Source organism: Dactylosporangium sp. NPDC049742, from assembly GCF_040674675.1.
Lineage (GTDB): Bacteria > Actinomycetota > Actinomycetes > Mycobacteriales > Micromonosporaceae > Dactylosporangium > Dactylosporangium maewongense.
The window spans coordinates 1-18743 of the sequence record NZ_JBFANF010000091.1 but is presented as its reverse complement, the minus strand read 5'-3'; the positions used below and the strand labels follow the sequence as shown (position 1 = coordinate 18743).

18 protein-coding genes are annotated in these 18743 nt (G+C 74.6%); 7 read left to right on the top strand and 11 right to left on the bottom strand.

The features are described 5' to 3' along the window. Entirely contained in the window at positions 1 to 315 is a 315-nt protein-coding gene (gene trxA / locus AB0J72_RS53765) for a thioredoxin (protein WP_363415349.1), read from the top strand. Between the two features lie 41 nt (positions 316 to 356). Next, positions 357 to 2609 carry a bifunctional diguanylate cyclase/phosphodiesterase gene (locus AB0J72_RS53760; protein ID WP_363415346.1) on the top strand — a complete coding sequence of 751 codons (2253 nt, stop codon included), beginning with the start codon at positions 357 to 359 and terminating at the stop codon, positions 2607 to 2609. A gap of 18 nt (positions 2610 to 2627) precedes the next feature. Here AB0J72_RS53760 and AB0J72_RS53755 read toward each other — a convergent pair whose 3' ends face one another. Next, positions 2628 to 3509 carry a zinc-binding dehydrogenase gene (locus AB0J72_RS53755; protein WP_363415343.1) on the bottom strand — a complete coding sequence of 294 codons (882 nt, stop codon included), beginning with the start codon at positions 3507 to 3509 and terminating at the stop codon, positions 2628 to 2630. Positions 3510 to 3615: 106 nt separating this feature from the next. Between AB0J72_RS53755 and AB0J72_RS53750 the strand changes: the two genes are divergently transcribed. The 3 genes from AB0J72_RS53750 (at position 3616) to AB0J72_RS53740 (ending at position 6578) form a co-directional block, all read left to right on the top strand. Then, a complete protein-coding gene (locus tag AB0J72_RS53750) occupies positions 3616 to 4008 on the top strand; it encodes a helix-turn-helix domain-containing protein (protein ID WP_363415340.1) in 393 nt (130 codons plus the stop codon). A 56-nt stretch (positions 4009 to 4064) separates the two neighbouring features. Beyond that, positions 4065 to 5690, top strand: coding sequence for a sensor domain-containing diguanylate cyclase (locus AB0J72_RS53745; RefSeq protein ID WP_363415337.1), 1626 nt, complete (start codon positions 4065 to 4067; stop codon positions 5688 to 5690). 588 nt (positions 5691 to 6278) lie between these two features. Continuing rightward, entirely contained in the window at positions 6279 to 6578 is a 300-nt protein-coding gene (locus AB0J72_RS53740; protein WP_363415334.1) for a hypothetical protein, read from the top strand. On the opposite strand, the gene AB0J72_RS53735 is transcribed toward AB0J72_RS53740, so the two are convergent. The 7 genes from AB0J72_RS53735 to AB0J72_RS53705 all read right to left on the bottom strand — a co-directional run bounded on the left by AB0J72_RS53735 (position 6575) and on the right by AB0J72_RS53705 (position 13605). After that, a complete protein-coding gene (locus tag AB0J72_RS53735) occupies positions 6575 to 7234 on the bottom strand; it encodes a methyltransferase domain-containing protein (RefSeq protein ID WP_363415331.1) in 660 nt (219 codons plus the stop codon). The genes AB0J72_RS53740 and AB0J72_RS53735 overlap by 4 nt on opposite strands. A 45-nt stretch (positions 7235 to 7279) precedes the next feature. Then, positions 7280 to 7546: an acylphosphatase gene (locus AB0J72_RS53730; protein ID WP_363415328.1), complete on the bottom strand. Its 267-nt coding sequence runs from the start codon at positions 7544 to 7546 to the stop codon at positions 7280 to 7282. A 14-nt stretch (positions 7547 to 7560) separates the two neighbouring features. Next, positions 7561 to 9201, bottom strand: a complete 1641-nt coding sequence (locus AB0J72_RS53725) for a sodium:proton antiporter (protein WP_363415325.1) — start codon at positions 9199 to 9201, stop codon at positions 7561 to 7563. A gap of 17 nt (positions 9202 to 9218) precedes the next feature. Further along, positions 9219 to 10409, bottom strand: coding sequence for an LCP family protein (locus AB0J72_RS53720; RefSeq protein WP_363415322.1), 1191 nt, complete (start codon positions 10407 to 10409; stop codon positions 9219 to 9221). A 160-nt stretch (positions 10410 to 10569) separates the two neighbouring features. Further along, positions 10570 to 11586, bottom strand: coding sequence for a nitroreductase (locus AB0J72_RS53715; protein WP_363415319.1), 1017 nt, complete (start codon positions 11584 to 11586; stop codon positions 10570 to 10572). A 235-nt stretch (positions 11587 to 11821) separates the two neighbouring features. Continuing rightward, positions 11822 to 12823: a hypothetical protein gene (locus AB0J72_RS53710; protein WP_363415316.1), complete on the bottom strand. Its 1002-nt coding sequence runs from the start codon at positions 12821 to 12823 to the stop codon at positions 11822 to 11824. A gap of 122 nt (positions 12824 to 12945) precedes the next feature. Further along, positions 12946 to 13605 carry a hypothetical protein gene (locus tag AB0J72_RS53705; protein WP_363415313.1) on the bottom strand — a complete coding sequence of 220 codons (660 nt, stop codon included), beginning with the start codon at positions 13603 to 13605 and terminating at the stop codon, positions 12946 to 12948. Between the two features lie 26 nt (positions 13606 to 13631). Between AB0J72_RS53705 and AB0J72_RS53700 the strand changes: the two genes are divergently transcribed. Next, on the top strand, positions 13632 to 14444 hold the full coding sequence (locus AB0J72_RS53700) for an SDR family NAD(P)-dependent oxidoreductase (protein WP_363415310.1): 813 nt from the start codon (positions 13632 to 13634) through the stop codon (positions 14442 to 14444). Between the two features lie 8 nt (positions 14445 to 14452). On the opposite strand, the gene AB0J72_RS53695 is transcribed toward AB0J72_RS53700, so the two are convergent. The 3 genes from AB0J72_RS53695 to AB0J72_RS53685 form a co-directional block, all read right to left on the bottom strand. Beyond that, positions 14453 to 14950 carry a SigE family RNA polymerase sigma factor gene (locus AB0J72_RS53695; protein WP_363415307.1) on the bottom strand — a complete coding sequence of 166 codons (498 nt, stop codon included), beginning with the start codon at positions 14948 to 14950 and terminating at the stop codon, positions 14453 to 14455. Continuing rightward, on the bottom strand, positions 14947 to 15693 hold the full coding sequence (locus AB0J72_RS53690; RefSeq protein WP_363415304.1) for a hypothetical protein: 747 nt from the start codon (positions 15691 to 15693) through the stop codon (positions 14947 to 14949). The genes AB0J72_RS53695 and AB0J72_RS53690 overlap by 4 nt, the downstream gene beginning before the upstream one ends. A gap of 92 nt (positions 15694 to 15785) precedes the next feature. After that, the gene (locus tag AB0J72_RS53685; protein WP_363415301.1) at positions 15786 to 16808 is read right to left on the bottom strand and encodes a helix-turn-helix domain-containing protein; all 1023 of its coding nucleotides are present in this window, start codon (positions 16806 to 16808) and stop codon (positions 15786 to 15788) included. A gap of 184 nt (positions 16809 to 16992) precedes the next feature. On the opposite strand from AB0J72_RS53685, the gene AB0J72_RS53680 reads away from it, so the two are divergent. Beyond that, positions 16993 to 18633 carry an FAD-binding dehydrogenase gene (locus tag AB0J72_RS53680; RefSeq protein WP_363415298.1) on the top strand — a complete coding sequence of 547 codons (1641 nt, stop codon included), beginning with the start codon at positions 16993 to 16995 and terminating at the stop codon, positions 18631 to 18633. Positions 18634 to 18743: the final 110 nt, after the last annotated feature.

Below are 18743 nucleotides of genomic sequence, written 5' to 3'. Positions count from 1 at the left end.
ATGCAGGATGTCACGGACGCCACGTTCGCCGCGGAGGTGCTCGGCAGCGAGCTGCCGGTGCTGGTGGACTTCTGGGCGGAATGGTGCCCGCCGTGCCACCGGTTGTCGCCGGTGCTGGAGGAGCTGGCCAAGGAGTACGAGGGCCGGGCGAGGATCGTGAAGATCGATTCGGATGCGAACCCTGAGACGGTGCGGGCGTACGGGGTGCTGTCGATGCCGACGCTCAGCCTGTTCCGCGGCGGGGAGCTGGTGTCGCAGGTGGTCGGGGCGCGGCCCAAGTCACAGCTGCGGGCGCAGCTCGACACCGTGAGCTGAAGCACCCTCAACCAGGCGGCAACCCCGCCGAAATAGCACAGGTGCGGGGGAAGCTGTGGATGTGGTGGACGGTCGCCGGCGTGCTGGCGACCGTCGGCTACTTCCTGCTCCCCATCGGGTCGCTCGCCGCCGGTCTGGTCTACGACGGGCTCGGCGCCTCCGCCGCGACGGTACTGCTCGCCGTGGCCCCGAGGCAGGCCGCGAAGGAACGGCCCGCGTGGTGGCTGTTCGCGGCCGGCATGCTGCTGTGGTCGAGCGGCGACGCCGTCTACACGTACTACGCGCACGTGCTGCACCAGGACCCGTTCCCGTCGGTGGCGGACGCGCTCTACCTGGCCGCGTACCCGCTGCTCGCCTCCGGCGTGTTCGTGCTGGTCCGGCAGCGGGCCGGCCGGAGCCGCGCGGCGGTCCTGGACGCCTCGATCGTGGCGACCGGCGCCGGGCTGGTGCTGTGGACGTTCCTCATGCAGCCGATCGCGCACGACGGCTCCGCGATCGGCACGCGGGTGGTGGCGCTCGCGTACCCGGCGTTCGACGCGCTGCTGCTGGCCATGCTCGCCAGGCTGTTCGTCTCCGGCGCCGTGCGCGACGCCGGGATCGGCCTGCTCGCCACCTCGCTCGCCCTGCTGAACTGCGCCGACGTCATGTACTCGATCGTCACGTCGTACACCTCCTATGGCGGCGGGCTGTTCGACGCCGGCTGGATGCTGTCCTACGTGCTGTGGGCGGCCGCGGGGCTGCACCCGTCGTCGAGAGCGCCCCGGGCGAAGGCACGGGAGGCGCGGGCGACGGTCGGGTGGGTGCGCCTGCTGACCCTGGCCAGCTCGTCGCTGCTGGCCCCGGGCGTGCTCCTGGTGCAGGGCGTCACCCGGCCGCACGACATCGACTGGCTGCCGGTCGGTGCCTGCGCCGTCGTGTTGTTCCTGCTGGTGGGCGTACGCATGGCGGGGCTGGTCCGGCAGGTGCACCGGCTCGCCATGCTCGACGACCTGACCGGCCTGGCCAACCGGCGGGAGCTGGAGGCGCGCATCCGGGCGGCGCTCGACACCCCCGCGACGGTCGCGCTGATCGACCTCGACGACTTCAAGGGCATCAACGACCGGCTCGGCCACGGCGTCGGCGACCGGCTCCTCATCGCCGTCGCCGAGCGGCTGCGGTCGGTGGCCCGCCCGGGCGACACCGTGGCCAGGCTCGGCGGCGACGAGTTCGCGCTGCTGCTGCCCGGCGGCGACGTGGCCGCCTACGCCGAGGCCCTGGAGCGGCCGTTCCAGGTGGGTTCGCACCGGCTGCTGGTGCGCGCCAGCGTCGGCGTCGCGGACTGCCTGGGCACCGGCGAGGAGTTCGAGCCGCTGCGCCGCGCCGACGTCGCCATGTACGCGGCGAAGAAGACCGGCGGGCGGGTGCTGCGCTACGACACCGCCCTCGACCGGCAGGCGTCCGAGCACGCCGAGCTCGGCGCCGAGCTGCGCACCGCCCTCGACGAGTCGCAGTTCTTCATGGCGTACCAGCCGATCGTCGCCCTCCCGTCCGGGGAGACCGTCGCGGTGGAGGCGCTGGTGCGCTGGCGGCACCCGCTGCGCGGGCTCGTCAGCCCGGCGGACTTCGTGCCGGTCGCCGAGCACAACGGCCTGATCGTCGAGCTCGGCGCCTGGATCCTGCGCGAGTCGTGCGCCCGGATGGCGCACTGGCGGGCCACCCTCGGCGCCGACGCGCCGCAGCGGGTGAGCGTCAACGTCTCGGCGCGGCAGCTGTCGGAGCCCGGCTTCGCCGAGTCGGTCGCCGCCGTGCTCGCCGACACCGGCCTGCCGCCGCGGCACCTGGTCGTCGAGGTGACCGAGACCGCGGTCTTCGACAGCGACACCGCCCTGGACACGCTGCGTGCGGTGCGCGCGCTCGGCGTGCGGATCGCCCTCGACGACTTCGGCACCGGGCACTCGTCGCTCGGCCTGCTGCAGACGGCGCCGGTCGACATCCTGAAGGTGGACAAGTCGTTCGTGGATCACGTCGGTACGCCGGGGCGGCAGGCCGTGATCGCGCGGGCCCTCATCGACGTGAGCAACCATCTCCAGCTGACCGCGATCGCCGAGGGGGTCGAGACCGCGGCGCAGGCCGAGGAGCTGTACCGGCTGGGCTACCGCTTCGTCCAGGGGTACCTCTACGGCCGGCCCGCGCCGGACCTCGTCAGGTCGAGCGGCCAGCACCAGCTGACCGCCTGGACCGCCGCCGCCAGGAGGCGGCCAGCACCGGCTGACCGCCTGGACCGCCGCCGTCAGGAGGCGGCCAGCACCGGCTGACCGCCTGGACCACCGCCGTCAGGAGGTGGTCAGCACCAACTTGCCGCGCAGGCCGCCGGCCTCCAGCCGCCGGTGCGCCTCCGCCGCCTCGCCGAGGGGCAGGGTGCCGGCGACCCGGGTGACCAGGCCCGCGCCGAGCAGCTCGGCGAGCAGCGCCCGGTCCGGGGTCACGTGCACCGTGCCGACCCGCACGCCGCGCTCGGCAGCCGGGGCGGACGGATCGGTGACGGCCACGTGCACGCCCCCGTCGCGGACCGCGCCGATCGCCCCCGGCACCGACGCCGCGTCCAGCACCGCGTCGAACGCCTTCGGCGGCAGAGGATCCGTGCGCGACAGCACCGTCTTCGCGCCGAGCCCCGCGACGAACGGCTCGTCGCCCGTGGACGCGACCGCCGTCACCGCGACGCCCGCGGCCGCCGCCAGCTGCACCGCGAACCCGCCGACGCCGCCGCTCGCCCCCGTGACGAGCAGTGACTGGCCGGCACCGAGCCCGGCGATGCGCAGCGCCTGCGCCGCCGTGACCGCGTTCAGCGGCAGCGTCGCCGCCGTGACGAGATCCGTGCCGGCGGGCACCGGTGCGAACCACGCCGGGTCCGCGAACAGCACCGAGGCCTGGGCGCCGACGGTGCCGCCCTGCTCGAACCACGGCACGAACCCGGCGACCCGCTGCCCGTCGTCGGTGACCCCGGCGAAGTCCCAGCCCAGGACGAACGGCCCGGTCAGGTCCGGCAGCAGCGCCGCCAGCCAGCCGGCCCGCGTCGCCACGTCGACCGGGTTGACCGCGGCCGCCTCGACCCGCACCCGCACCCGCCCGGCGGCGGCGTCAGGGGCCGGCGAAGTCCGCTCCACGACCCGCAGCGCGTCGATCCCGCCGTACCGCTGCACCTCAACAACTCGCATGACGATCCCCCTCTGGTGTCGCTCTGACAGGGACCAGCCTGAATCGAGGCAGGTACTGTTGGAAACCAGGCACCTGAAAGTGCCCTAGGGACGCGAAGGGACCGTCATGACGAAGACCGCGGAGCAGCAGCGCCTCGAGGCGAAGGTTCTCTACGACGCCTACATGGCCGCCTGCCCGACCCGCGAGGTGTTCGAGACGATCGCCGACAAGTGGGCCGGCCTGCTGGTCAACGCGCTCGCCGACGGCCCGCGCCGACACAGCGAGCTGCGGCGCCGCATCGCCGGCGCCAGCCAGAAGATGCTGACCCAGACGCTGCGCACCCTGGAGCGCGACGGCCTCGTCAAGCGCACCGTCACCGCCGCGGTCCCGGTCCGCGTCGACTACGAGCTGACCCCGCTCGGCCAGTCCCTGGCCCCGGTCCTCGGCGCCCTGAAAGCCTGGGCCGAGACCAACATCGAGCACATCATGGCCGCCCGGGACGCCTACGAGAGCGTTTGAGCATCGGCGGCGTCACAAGCCCTTCAGCGGGTGACCGCCCGGCCGATGACGCGGGCATGCCGGGACCGACGATGGACGCCGCCGCCCGCGACGCGGTGTTCGCCACTGTACTGGCGGAGCACCCCGACGCGTTCGTCAGCGCCGTCACGGTCCAGGGGCTGTTCGCGCCGCTGCCGGACGAGCTGCGCCGCAGCGGCCTGCGCCCGCTCGAGGGTCCGTCGTCCGCGCTCGGCCTCATCGTCGGCGAAGACCACCCGGCGGTCGTCGACGCGTGGCACCGGGCGGTGACGGAGGGCGCCGCCGAGTGCCTGGTCCGCCCGAGGGCCGCGCCCGGCGTCGTCGCCCGCATGCTCCTGGTCGACACGACGCACCGCTTCGGCCTGTACACCTGCTGCATCACGGGACTGGAAGGGCCGCTCGGCGCGCTCGGCGCCGACCCGGTGCGGCCGCGGATGGTCACCGTGCGCAAGGATCAGACGGCGGTCATCACCGCCGCCGACCCGGGCATCGCGCGGCTGCTCGGCTGGACCGCGGAGGAGCTCGCCGGCCGCCGCGCCATCGACCTCGTCCACCCCGACGACCACCAGCGGGCCATCGCCAGCTGGATGGACCTGCTCACCGTCCCGGACGGCGGCGCCCGCCGGGTCCGGCTGCGGCACCTGCACCGCGACGGCCGCGCCGTCTGGTTCGAGATCACCAACCACAGCTTCCTCGGCACGCCCGGGGACCCGCACGTGGTCGGCGAGATGCTCGACATCAGCGACGAGATGGCCGCCGAGGAGGCGCTGCGGGCCAGCGAGCTGCGGCTGCGCCGGCTCACCGAGGCGCTGCCGATGAGCATCCTGCAGATCGACGCCGACCGGGTCATCGTGTATCAGAACGCGCGGGTCGCCCGCACCGTCGGCACCGCGGAAGGCGACGTGCTCGACGGCGCCCGCCTCGCCGCCGGCGTCGCCCCCGGCGACCTGCCCAAGGTCTCCGCCGCCCTCGACGCGGTCCTGCGCGACGGCACCGACGCCGACCTCGAGTACGGCTTCCGCCACCCGGACACCGGCCTGCGCCGCGTCGACGCGAAGGTCCGCGCCCTCGCCGGCGACGACGGCCGGGTGACCGGCGCCATCATCTGCCTCACCGACGTCACCGACGCGGTCCGGATGCGCGAGGAACTGCACCGGCAGGCGACGTACGACGCCCTCACCGGCTGCCGCAGCCGCGCCGCGACCCTCACCGCCCTCGAGGAGGCCCTGGCCCTGCCGACCGGCGGCCGCGGTGTCGCCGTCGTCTTCGTCGACCTCAACGAGTTCAAGCAGGTCAACGACCGGCACGGGCACGCCGCCGGCGACCGCCTCCTCACCCACGTCGGCGACCTGCTGCGCGGCGCGGTCCGCGACGGCGACGTGGTCGGCCGCTTCGGCGGCGACGAGTTCGTGGTCGTCTGCCGCGACGTCGCCGGCCGGCCGCAGGCCCGCCGGATCGCCGAGGCCCTCGCCACCGCCGTCGCCGCCGACAGCGCCGCGCTCCGGTTCGACGGCGTGCGGATCCTGCCGCGGGCCAGCATCGGTGTCAGCTGGGCCCGCCCCGGCACGGCCGACGCCGACGCCCTCGTCGCCCGCGCCGACGCCGCCATGTACCGCGCGAAGAAGACCCGCGCCGGCCGCGTCGCCCTGCAGGAAGCCGCCTAAGGTCTGTTCGACAAGTCCGGCTTGGTGCCGGGTTTGTCAAGCAGTCCGGGGTGTGCGGCTCGTCGTTCCGGCGTGGTCCGGTCCGCTGGTGCGGGGTGGGTCTCATCCGGGGTTGTCGAGGGCGCCGGCCACTGGTTGGTGCTGTGGCTCGTACCGGTAGTTCGCCGAGCACGCCGGCATCCTCCCGTCTGGCCGGTACGGCCGGACTGGTGGGTGCTGCGCTGCGGCCGCCGGGACCGGGCACTGGTGTGGTGCTGGTCGGGGCGGTGGGTTCCGGTTGACTCGGTCAGGGCTCCTTGCAGCCCTTGGTTGATCGCCTCGACGCCGTACCGGTCGAGGGTGCTTCGGGTGGCGGTCCAGTCGATGCGGGCGGTGCCGGGCTGGTTCGGGTCGGTGAGGGTGATGTGGGCGCCGACGAGCGCGGCGACGAGGTCCCCGGTCACCGTGCAGCCCGCACGTGTGGCAGGTGTGGCGGCGGTCGCGGAGCTGTTTCGGGACGCGGTTGCCGCACAGGCAGTGCTGCGTCCAGGCGGTGTGCCGGGTGCCCGCCCGCAGCAGTCCCGCGGTGCCTGCCATCGTCTCGGTGTCGTGGCCGCGTGGTACCGCGGCGTGGCCACCTTCGCCGCCGCGGTCGCACCCGCCTGGATCGGTCTCGCCGTCGGCGTCTCGGCCGACCTCCTGGACGGCGTCGCCCAGCGCCTCGACGCCGAGGGCTACACCGTCGCGGTCGCCCGCGGGGGCAGCGGCGGCATGTTCCTGTACGTCGTCACGCCGGCGCTCGTCGTCCCGATCGTGGCGCTGCGGGCCTGGTCCGTCTCCCGCCGCCGCACGGCACCGCCCGCGGCCGCCCCGGTCGCGCCAGCCGCCCCGGTGGGACGGGCCGGCTAGCGGCGGCCGCCGCTGCCCCAGTAGAACGGGCCGGCCTCCTGGACCGTGACGGCCCAGCCGAGCTCCCCGAGCCGCCGCTCGAGGTCGGCGGGCCGGTGCGGGATCTTGAGGATCCGGTAGGGCGTCCCGTCGGTGAGCCGGCGCTGGATCACCGGGGAGTCCGCGCCCTCGATGAGCTCCTCCTCCGTGCGGTAGGCGTCGTCGACGAAGAGCACCCGCCCGTCCGGTTCGAGGCACTCGGCCACCATGGACCAGAACGACGCGAAGCGCTCCGCCGGGACGTGGGACAGCCAGAAGCCGAAGAACACCACGTCGTAGCGGCGGTCCGGCCGCCAGCTGAACAGGTCGGCCCGCTCGAAGCGCACGGGCGCCGCGCCCACGCGCGCCGCGGCGATGCGGAGCATCTCGGCGGACGCGTCGACGGCGGTGAGGTCGGTGGCGTGCCGCAGCAGCTGCCGGGTCCAGGTGGCCGGGCCGCAGGCGAGCTCCAGGACCCGGCCGGTCGGCCGGAAGTCGTCGATGGCCCTCTCAAGGCGCTCTGCCAGCTCGTCGCCGCCGGCGAAGTGCAGCGCGTGGTCGTCGTACTCCGACGCGACCGCCTGGTAGAAGGCGGCCTGTTCGTCGAGCAGCGTCGTCAGGCGGTCCCCGTCACCCATCCGCCGACTATCCCGGAACCCTGCGCCGGGGCGCAACGCCGGCGGTCAGCGGATGGCGAAGACCGCCAGGCCCTCCGGAGACTCCGCGTGGACCTCGACGCGGGAGACGGACGCCTCCGCGGGACCCTGACGGGTCCACGCGACCAGCCGCTCGACCGCCTCCAGGGGGCCCTCGAAGACCGCCTCGACGCGGCCGTCGTCGAGGTTGCGGACCCAGCCGCCGACGCCGGCGCCGACGGCGACCCGCCGGCACGTGTCGCGGTAGCAGACGCCCTGGACCCGTCCCGACACCAGCACCCGCCTGCGCTCCATGCTGCGACGCTACGTCATCGGGACGGCCGTTCGGGCAGGAGCCGCTCCTCGTGGTCGAGCTCCCGCTCCAGGACCCGCAGGCCCTCGTCGGGCAGGGTGCCGGCGTCCCGCCAGCGCAGCAGCTCCTCCCGCTGGGCGTCCATCGCGGCGCGCCGGACCCGCAGCGCCGCCTCGTACCGTGGCGACACCGGCATCTCGGGCGACTCGGCGTTCTGCAGCAGGTCGATGCGGCCCTGGTAGCGGGCGAGGCGCTGGTTGAGCAGGCCGCGCATGACCTGGATCGCCTCCATCTCGGCGGCGGCGTCCTCCGCGGATCGCCGGCCGGGCTTCTCGCCGATGACGACGGCGAGGTCGTCGAGGCGTTCGAGGGCGGCGCGGACCGACGCGGAGCGCGCCTCGTTGCGCAGGCGGGCCTCGTCGACGGCGTCGGCGCGCAGGCCGAGGCGGCGCACGAGGGGGCCGAACGTGAGGCCCTGCCCGACGAGCGTCACGAGGACGACGGTGAGGGTGCAGAACAGCAGCAGGTCGCGGTCGGGGGTGACGATGGGCAGGGTGAACACGGCCGCGAGGCTGATGACGCCGCGGGTGCCGGCCCAGCTCAGCGCGGTGACCTCCCGGCCGGTGAGCTTGCCGGCGTGCTGCCCGGTGCCGAGGCGGGAGTGCAGCGACCTGGGCAGCGACTGGGTGAGCAGGAGCCACACGGGCCGGATGAGCAGCACCGACCCGACCGACACGAGGACCGCCGTGACGATGGTGGAGGTCTCGTACCGGCGCAGCCCCTGGAGCACGTCCGGCAGTTGCTGGCCGATGTACAGGAACACGAAGCCCTCGAGCAGGAAGTCGACGAGCCGCCAGACGGCGCTGGTCTGCAGGCGGCTGGCGCCCGACGCGGCGCGGGGCGCGTGGTGGCCGACGACGAGACCGGCGACGACGACGGCGAGGACGCCGGAGACGTGCAGGTGCTCGCCGAGCAGGTACGCGGCGAACGGGGTGGCGAGGGAGATCGCGTTGGCCGTGAGCGGGTCCCGGTTGAGGGGTCGCAGCATCCCGACGCCCACGGCGACGACCGCGCCGACGGCGGCACCGCCGACGGCCGCGACGACGAACCGGACGACGGCCGCGGTCGCGGAGAACTTGTCGCCGAGGATCGCCGCGGACGCGAAGCTCAGGATCGTCAGGGCGGTGGCGTCGTTGAGCAGGCCCTCGCCCTGGATGATCGTGACGAGCCGCTGCGGCAGGCCGACCCTGCGCCCGACGGCGAGGGCGGCGACCGGGTCGGGCGGGGCGACGGCGGCGCCGACCGCGATCCCCGCGGCGAGCGACGCGCCCGCGACGAGGTGGTGGAAGCCGGCGCCGATGACGAGCGCGGTGATGAGCACCAGGATGACCGACAGGCTGACGACGATCCGCACGTTGCGCCGGATCGCCATCAGCGACGCGTCGAGCGCCGTGCTGTACAGCAGCGGCGGCAGCACGAACGTCAGCAGGATCTCCGGCTCGAGGGTGATGTCCGGGGCGGGCAGCAACCCGTACACGATGCCGAGGACCGGCAGGATCGCGGCGGCGGGCAGCCCGGTGCGCCCCGCGAACCAGCGCACCGCGACGACGACGGCTACCGCGGCGAGGGCGAACAGCAGCAGCGTCTCGGCACCCACCACCCCATTGTCGGTGCCTAACGGGTGGAAGGCTTCCCAGACGGCGACTTCGACGGCGTCGCGCCGGGTGTCACGGCCGGCTGGTCGGCGTTGTTGTTGATCATTTCGGGGTGGCCGGCGAGGAACGGGCCGACCTCGTCCCGGACGATCGCGGCGAGGAGCGCCTTCGCGGTGTCGTCGAGGATCTCGTACGACTGCCCGCCGATCGTCTCGGAGTGGTAGTCGCCGTTGTTGACCCTCAACGTCACCATCTGGTCGGGTTTGATGCCCTTGAGGGTGAAGATCCAGTCGGTGAGCTCGATCTTGTTGTTGTAGAACGAGACCGCGTCGCCCATCCGGTTCAGCATCTCGGCGGCCCTGATCGGGTTGAGGATCACGCCGGAGCTGGTGGCCTTCTTCAGCATCGCCTTGATGAACTGCTGCTGGTGGCGCTGCCGGCCGTAGTCGCCGTCGTTGTTGGCGAGCTTGTCGCGCTGCCGGACGTAGTCCAGGGCCTCCCAGGCCGCCATGTCATAGCAGCCGACCTCGTAGATCTGGGGGCGCATGTTGGGCTTGAGGGTGGTGGGGAGGTCGTTGACGAAGTTGTAGGGCACGCCCTCCTTGCCGGTCTTGGTGTTCCAGCCGGTGTGGATGGAGGTGACCCGCTCGTCGACGCACATGTGCACGCCGCCCATCGCGTCGACCAGGCCCTTGAACCCGTCGAAGTTGACGATCGCGGCGCCGTTGAACCGCAGGCCGCCGGTCAGCTCCTTGACGGTCTCGGCGAGCAGCTCCAGACCGCCGTCGCGGCCGCCGCCGTTCTCCGAGCCGGCCTGGAACGCGGCGTTGATCTTGCCGGTGCCGCCGGTGTACTTCGTCTTCGGAAACGCCGGGATCCTGACCCGGGTGTCCCGGGGGATCGAGGTCAGGTAGACGGCGTCGTGGCTGGCCGGGATGTGCGCGATGATGATCGAGTCGGCGCGGGCGCCCATCTCGGCGTTGCCGGCGCGCTCGTCGACGCCGACGAGCAGCAGGTTGATCGGGCCGTCGATGGTGTTGCCCGCGGCGGCCGCCTGGCCGAGACCGCCCTCATGGGTGATCTGGTCGCTGTAGTGGTCCAGCAGCAGCTTGCCGCCGATCAGCCCGCCGCCGCTGGCGACGAGCAGCAATGCGCCCAGCACGAGGAGCAGCTTCGCCCACAGCGGGTCCTTGCGTTTCTTCTTCGCCACCGCACGCCCTTCCAACCGTCGATCTCATGCTGAAGACGGAACCGGGGCGTGCAACGTTGCGTCTCGCTACTCGGGTCGGCCGTCCTTGACGATAGCGCCGACGAGTTTCCACTGGTCGTCCCGTGTTCACCCGATGTACGGGTGGCAAGTGTGGCGATGCTCACCCGGCCAGGTCGACCGCCGTGCCCGACGGGCGGCGCGGGGCCGCGGGGGCGGGCTGGATCCTGCCGGGCACGCCGATGCGCACCGCCATCGCCGGGTGGCCGACGTCACCGAGCATCCGGCGCAGCATCGTGCGGGCCGGCAGGACCTCGACGACGTCGCTCATCGGCGAGGCGGCCAGGCCGTCGGCGGCGGCGGTGAGCAGCACCGCCGACAGCGCCTCGCCCGCCGCGATCCAGTCGCGGGCCAGGTCGCCGCCGGTGACCAGCACCGCGTAGCGGGCGTGCCGGTCGGCGACGTCGCCGCCGTCGTACACGCTGGGAAGGGCACCCGGTGTGCCGGTGAAGTCGCGGACCGGCACCGGCCGCGGCCCGCCCTCCGCGGCGGTCGCCGGCGGCACCCCGTCCTCGGCGTCGTCGCGCACCCAGTCCGCGAGCTCCGCGCGGTACGCCGGGTCGGCCCGCTCCACGTCGGCCGCGTGGCCGGCGGCCACCACGACGTCGACCAGGTCCCGCGGGCGGACCACGTGCAGGTCGGCGCCGGCGGTCGCGGCCGCCCGGCGGAGCCCGTCGAGGGCGGCCTCGGGCACGTCCCGGTCGGCGAACGGCCGCCGGTCGGTGCGCCGGATGCCGATCGCCCGGCGCAGCCGCTGCGCCGCCGCGGTGCGCTCCCCGGCGCCGGCGACCCGCACGGTGGCGAGCAGGTCCGGGTCGCCGGCGTCCGGCAGGTACGTCACCTCCACGGCGAACCCGTCCGCGGCGAGCGCGACCCGGGCGTGGTGCAGGGCGGCGCCGCAGCTGAGCGTCAGCAGCCGGCCGTCGGGGTCGATCACGGGCAGCTGCCGCGACCGGTCGGCGCGCAGCTGCGCGGTGTCGCCGTCGATGCGCCAGTGCCACGGCTGCGTGTTCAGGATCGACGGGGCGCCGAGGGCGGCGAGGACGGCGTCGGTCAGCGCCCGGCCGGCCGGGCTGACCCGCACGGCGGCGCCGCGATCGGTGTACAGGATGGCGGCCATGACGGGGCTCCTTCGAATGCTCGGAGAGTGACGCTTCCAGCCTCGCCGCCGCGGCGGGCGGCGGGCAGGGCGCAGATGCCCGCACCCCCGGGACCTTGGTCCCGGCCTGCTCAGGACCCGTTTGTCTGCCGCTGTACGAGGGGCCGCCTGCGGCGCGGGGTGCGACGCAGGCGGCTGCTCGGTACGGGTTGCTCAGGTGTTCCCGTGTTTCCCGGTTCGCCCGGGGACCGGGTGCTCAGGCGGTGACGGGCCGCGGGGCGGGGGTGCGGCGCAGGCGGGGCAGCCAGCGGACGTCGCCCGCGGTGGCCGGGTCCGAGCCGTAGGCGAGCAGGGTCAGGAAGACGCCGTAGACGGGCAGGTGACCCAGCAGCTCGGGGGCGCCGAAGATGAGCAGCGTCGCGTTGAAGGGGACCGCCGCGACCAGCATCGCCAGCTGCGGCATCGCGCCCGAGAGGACCAGCAGGCCGAAGAGCAGCTCGGTGGCGCCGGCGACGAGGATGAAGGTGTCGGCGGGGACGTGCAGGCCGAGGTAGGCGAAGACGTCCAGCTGCGGGTAGTGCTCCAGGGTGGCGCGGGCCATCGCCGGGTTGGCGAGCTTCTCCGAGAACGCGAGCGTGACCAGGGCGGTCGCGACGCCGACCCGCAGCGCGAGCAGCGCCCGGCGCAGGGCCTTCGGGTCGGGGGTGACGGCGCCGTGCCGGTCGCCGGACGGCGGCAGGAAGGCGAGGAACCCGGCGATGCCGAGCAGGTCCGCGGCCTCCAGGAGGCTGACCGGACCGGTCGCGGCGAGCGCCACCGGCCCGACGACGACCAGCAGCAGGGCGGCGGGGCGCAGCCGGTACCCGGTGATGAACCAGACACCGAGCGCACCCTCCACGACGCCCAGCAGCGCCGGGGCGGGCAGCTCGTGCAGCTCCAGGTCGGCGGCGAGGAAGTAGCCGCGGGCGGCGAGGGTGAGCAGGCTGACCCCGAGGTGGATCGCCAGCAGGCGCGGCAGGTAGGGGGTGATCCGGCCGAGCGGGCGCAGGATGCCCAGCTCCGGGGTGCCGACCCGCCGGCCGACGGCCCGCCAGGCCACGGTCACCGCGACGATGAGCGCGAGCACCGCGAGCGTGGTCGGCCGGGTCGCGAACGACCAGTCCGGCGTGTAGGCCGACGGGTCCTTGAGGAACCACTTCTCGTGGGCCAGCACAATGTCGTCGCGTTGCATCGGGTCGCCTCCAGCGTCCGCCGTCATCCTTGCCATCTCAGGATCGGCGGGCACGGCACCGGTCCTCAGGGCCGAAGGTCCTGAGGCGGCGGGACACGTGGCATCACGACCTCACGGCATCACCGCGAGGCACCGGGGCGGCACCGGGGTCAGCGGTCGACGGCGATCCAGGTCGCGTGGGCGACGGCGAGGACGTCGCCGCCGGGGCCGTACAGCGTGGACAGCACCGACGCCTTGCGCCCCTCGGAGCCGACGTGCCGGCCGGTGATCACGCACTCCGCCCCCGCCGGCGGGACGGCGTCGACGTGCGCGGTCATGCGGCCCAGGACGTACGGGCGGCCCTCCGTCAGCACGGACCAGCCGCCGGGGCAGTCCAGCGCCGCCCAGACCAGGACCGGCGACACGTCCGCCGGGACGCGCCAGGGCGTGGCGGTGCGGCCGTCGGGCAGCGGCCCGGGGAACAGGCCCAGGCCGTCGGTGCGCTCCGGCCCGCACACGAAGCAGGTCGGGAACGGGTGCGCGGCGAACCCGGGGTAGCCGGCCGACGCCTCGACGGCCGCCGCGAACGGGACCGCCGGGACCGCGTCGGGCCGGTCTCCGCTGTCGGCGCGCGCGGACGCGACGAGCGCGTCGCCGTCGTGCACCTGCACCGAACCGGCCGTGGTACTGACGGCGAGCGGCGTGTCCAGCGGCGGCGGCCTCCGCAACGTCACCTCTGCCGGCCCCTCGAGGTGCGCCGCGACCAGCCCGGCGGTGTAGCCGCCGTTGCCGGAGCCGGGTGGACCGTTGTACCGCGCCTCGATGATCATCGTGCCCCTTCACGTACGCTGCCGGCATGGACGGCCCTGACGCGCCCTTGCCCCGCTCCGCCGTGCCCCCGTTCGAGGCGCCCCGGTTCGACGTGCCCGGGCAGGTGGCCCTGGTGACCGGGGCCGCGCGGGGGCTCGGCCGCGCGATCGCTCTCACCCTCGCACACGCGGGCGCCGACGTCGCGCTCGGGCTGCGCGACGCGGGCGCCGACGCGGGTCTCGCCGCCGAGGTCGCCGCGCTCGGCCGGCGGGTGCTGCCGCTGCAGATGGACGTCACCGACGTCGGTCAGGTCCGCGCCGCCGTCGACGCGACCGTCGCGCACTTCGGCCGCCTCGACATCCTCGTCAACAACGCCGGCATCGCCCCGGAGAACCTCGCCGAGGACGTCGTCGAGGACGACTTCGACCGCACCCTCGCCGTCAACCTCAAGGGCACCTTCTTCGCCAGCCAGGCCGCCGGCCGCGTCATGATCGGGCAGGGCTACGGCCGCATCGTCAACATCGGCTCCCAGGCCGGCGCCGTCGCCCTGCCCGGCGAGGCCGTCTACTGCATGACGAAGGCCGCGATCGCGCACCTGACCCGCTGCCTCGCCGTGGAGTGGGGCGGTCACGGCATCACGGTCAACGCGGTCGCCCCGACGTTCATCCACACCCCGGGCACCGAGGAGTACCTCGCCGACCCCGCCCACCGCCGCGACGTCGTCGAGCGGATCGCCGCCCTGCACCGCATCGGCGAACCCGTCGAGGTGGCCGGCGCCGTGCTGTTCCTCGTCTCGCCCGCCGCGTCCCTCATCACCGGCGAGACCCTCCTCATCGACGGCGGCTGGACCGCCCGCTGACCCGCGGGTCAGTCGCGTAAGGCCAGCTCCGTGGTGCCCAGCAGGCGGCGGAGGCGGGTCAGGGCGCGGGCGCTCTGGGCCTTCACCGTGCCGGTGGGGATGCCGAGGAGGTCGGCGACCGTGTCGACGCTCTGGTCCTCCCAGTACCGCAGTACCAGGATCGCGCGGTCGCGGGCGGGGATGTGGGCCATCGCCTCCAGCAGGGTCAGCCGGAGCTCGGGCTGGTCCGGGCGGGCCTCCGGCTCGGCGATGTGCGGCACGACCAGCTCGCGGCTGCTGCTGCGGCGCTGGTGGTCCAGGAAGACCCGGAGGAGGACCTTCCGCGCGTACGCGTCGGGGGCGTCCCGCCGCTGGATGCGCCGCCAGTGCACGAACAGCTTCGCCAGCGTCGTCTGCGTGAAGTCCTGCGCCAGATGCCAGTCGTGGCAGAGCAGGTACGCGGTGCGCCGCAACCTCGGCGCCGCCGCCCGCGCGTAGTCGACGAAGTCCGCCTCGGCGCCCGTCATGTGAGCTCCGGCAGCGTCGGGTGGCGGGCGGCGCCGGCGTCCACGAGGGAGCGGGGGATCATGACGCCCCAGCGGGGGTCGGCGGCGACCGCCTCGGCCTGCACGGCGGTGAGCACCTGCGGCGCCTCCGCGTTGGCGGTGCCGTCCCAGGCGAGGCACGCGGCGATGTTGACCTGCACGACGACCCGGTCCGGGCGGTGCAGCACGACGACGGTGCGCTGCACGCAGTTGTCGGGCAGGTACGCGACGGTCACCTCGGCGCCGTCGGGCCGGCGGAACGGGCCGGTGACCGCGCCCTGGCTCAGTTTCGCGCGCTCGTCCGCGCCGAGCGGGCCGTTGGTGTCCCGGCCGACCGCCACGCGCAGCATGCCCGGGCCGCGGCCGGTGTCGAGGTACACCTGGACCATCAGACCGCCGTCGGCACTGCCGGCGTAGCCGCTGGTCACGCCCTCCGGCAGGAGCGACTCGAGCAGCACCAGCAGGCCCGCCGGGGTGGCCGGGACCAGCGGGCCGGCGAGCGCGGGGGCACCGACCTGCGCGGCCCCCGGACGCAGCACGGCCCACCCGCTCACCAGGCCGGTCGCCACCAGCACGGCGAGCAGCGCGGCCGCCCCGTGCCGCAGCCGCCGGGTCACCCGCAGCCGCCGCCCCCGCCGGATCGACGCCGCGACCAGGTCGCCGATCGGCGGCTCCGGCCCCGCCGACAGCTCGTCGGCCAGCCGCGACCGCAGCTCCAGCTCCACCGGCGCCTCCCCACCTGCCCGTCCACCCTTCCCGACGGGCCGGGCCGAGCTTCCGGTTCAGTGGCGTGCGTCACATCTTGGTCGGCCGCGCTTCAGGACAGGCCGAGTTGCAGCGCCAGCCGCTCGTCGGGGTCGTCGAGCCGGTCGCCGTACGCCGCGCGGAGCTTCCGCAGCCGGTACCGGACGGTCTGCGGATGGGTGTGCAACGCCTCGGCGGTCGCGATGACCTGTCCCTGGCAGCGCAGCCACTGCAGGAGCGTCTCCGCGAGCACCTCCCGTGACGCCGGGGTCGCGTCCGCGAGCGGGGCGAGGGCGCGGGCGGCGAGCCGGTCGGCGACGCCCGGCTCCCACGCGCGCAGCAGCGTCACCAGGTGCTCGTCGCAGGCGACGACGCCGTCGGGGAGCGTGCCCGACTGCTGCAGCTGCAGCGCCCGCCGCGACAGCCGGTGCGAGGTCCGCGCCCGCCGCAGCTCCACCTCCGGCCCGACCGCCGCGCGCCGTCCGGTGAGCCCGCGGACGGTCCTGCCGGGCAGCACGACGCTGGTTGCGCCGTCGATGACGGTGGCGATCGCGTTGCCGCCGACCGCGCGGGCGACGTGCTCGGCGTCGGTGCCCTCGACGCTGACGACGGTCACCGTCGCCGGCAGCGGCCAGCGGGCCGCCTCCGCGGCGGCGTGCAGTGCGGCGTCGCCGGGCGGGTCCGGCTGCACCAGCAGGGTGATCAGGCGGCGCCGGACGAGCGCCCAGTCGAGCGCGGCGTCCTGCTGCTCGTCGAGGTACCCCTCGGCGGCGGCACCGGCGAGCACGTCGACGTAGCCGAACAGGGCGTGCGCCACGGCGGACAGGTCGGCGCGGTCGAGCGCCTCGCCGTCGTCGCCGGGATCGCTGACGGCGGACCAGATCGCCCGGCCGCCGACGGTCAGCACCGAGCGCAGCGCGTCGATGCGGTGGCCTTCGCGGTACTCCGTCCGGCCGAGCTCGTGGAACACCGCACGGGTGCGGGTCAGGTCGCCGCCGGCGACGAACGTGTCGACGAACGCGTCCACGGCTGTCTCGACGCCCATGGTGAGCCCGCGGCCCTGCCCGCCGGACAGCGACCGGCCCTGGGCGAGCATCGCCGCGCTGACCGTCGCCAGGGTCCGGTCGTGCAGCCGCTCGCGCAGGCCGCGGAGCCGCTCGCGGACGGCGGCGCTGAGATCGACCGTACACCTCCCGGAATTGTCACCGGAGTGACAAAACGATGCCGAGATTCTGCTCCCGGCGCCACGATTCTCGCACGCCGGTGCCTAGTCTGAGGGCGTGGATGCAGATGTGATCGTGGTCGGCGCGGGGCTCGCGGGGCTGGTCGCCGCGGCCGAGGTCGCCGACGCCGGCAAGCGGGTGATCCTCCTGGAGCAGGAGCCGCCGCAGAGCCTCGGCGGGCAGGCGTGGTGGTCGTTCGGCGGGCTGTTCCTGGTCGACACGCCGGAGCAGCGCCGCATGGGGATCAAGGACTCCGCCGACCTCGCGTGGCAGGACTGGCTCGGCAGCGCCGCGTTCGACCGGGACGAGGACCTGTGGCCGCGCCGCTGGGCGGAGGCCTACGTCCAGTTCGCCGCCGGCGAGAAGCGCTCCTGGCTGCGGGCGATGGGGCACCGCGTGTTCCCCGTCGTCGGCTGGGCCGAGCGCGGCGGCGGCCCCGCCGACGGCCACGGCAACTCCGTGCCCCGCTTCCACATCACCTGGGGCACCGGGCCCGGCGTCGTCGAGCCCTTCGCCCGCCGGGTCCAGGCCAGCCCCCTGGTCGAGATCCGCTTCCGGCACCGCGTCGACGCCCTGGTGAAGACCGGCGGCGCCGTCACCGGGGTCAGCGGCGCCGTCCTGGCCGACAGCTCCGTGGCCCGCGGGCAGACGAGCTCCCGCGAGGTCACCGGCGAGTTCTCGCTGTCGGCCCAGGCCGTCATCGTCACCTCGGGCGGCATCGGCGGCGACCACGACCTCGTCCGCAAGGCGTGGCCGGCCCGGCTCGGCGCGCCGCCGAAGCGCATGGTCGCCGGCGTCCCGGCGCACGTCGACGGCCGGATGCTCGGCATCACCGAGGCCGCCGGCGGGCAGATCATCAACCCCGACCGGATGTGGCACTACACCGAGGGCCTGCAGAACTGGGACCCCGTCTGGCCCAACCACGGCATCCGCATCCTGCCGGGCCCGTCGTCGCTGTGGCTCGACGCCACCGGCAAGCGCCTGCCGGCCCCGTGCTTCCCCGGCTTCGACACCCTCGGCACCCTCCAGCACCTGATGGCGACGGGCTACGACTACAGCTGGTTCGTCCTGACCCAGAAGATCATCGAGAAGGAGTTCGCGCTGTCCGGGTCCGAGCAGAACCCGGACCTCACCAACCGCAGCGTCCGGCAGGTGCTGCAACGGGTCCGCCCCGGCGCGCCCGCCCCCGTGGAGGCGTTCAAGCAGAAGGGCGCCGACTTCGTGGTGGCGCCCACGGTGGAGGAGCTCGTCGCCGGCATGAACACCCTGGCCGGCTCGTCCCTGCTCGCCGCCCCCGCCGTGAAGGCCGTCATCGAGGCCCGCGACCGCCAGCTCACGAACCCGTTCGCCAAGGACGCGCAGATCACCGCGATCCGCGGCGCCAGGGCCTACCGCGGCGACAAGCTCATCCGCGTCGCGACCCCGCACCGCCTCCTCGACCCGAAGGCCGGCCCGCTCATCGCCGTCCGGCTCAACATCCTGACCCGCAAGACCCTCGGCGGCCTGCACACCGACCTCTCCGCCCGGGTCCTGCAGCCCGACGGTTCGCCGCTGCCGGGTGTGTACGCCGCGGGCGAGGCCGCCGGCTTCGGGGGCGGCGGCATGCACGGCTACAACTCGCTGGAGGGCACGTTCCTCGGCGGCTGCCTGTTCTCCGGCCGCGTGGCCGGCCGGGCCGCGGCCGCCGCGATCGCCTGACCCGGGCGACCCCTGGGCCCGTCCGGCGGTGGCTCGTCTGGCGGTGGCTCGTCTGGCGGTGGCGCGTCTGGCGGTGGCGCGTCTGGCGGTGGCGCGTCTGGCGGTGGCGC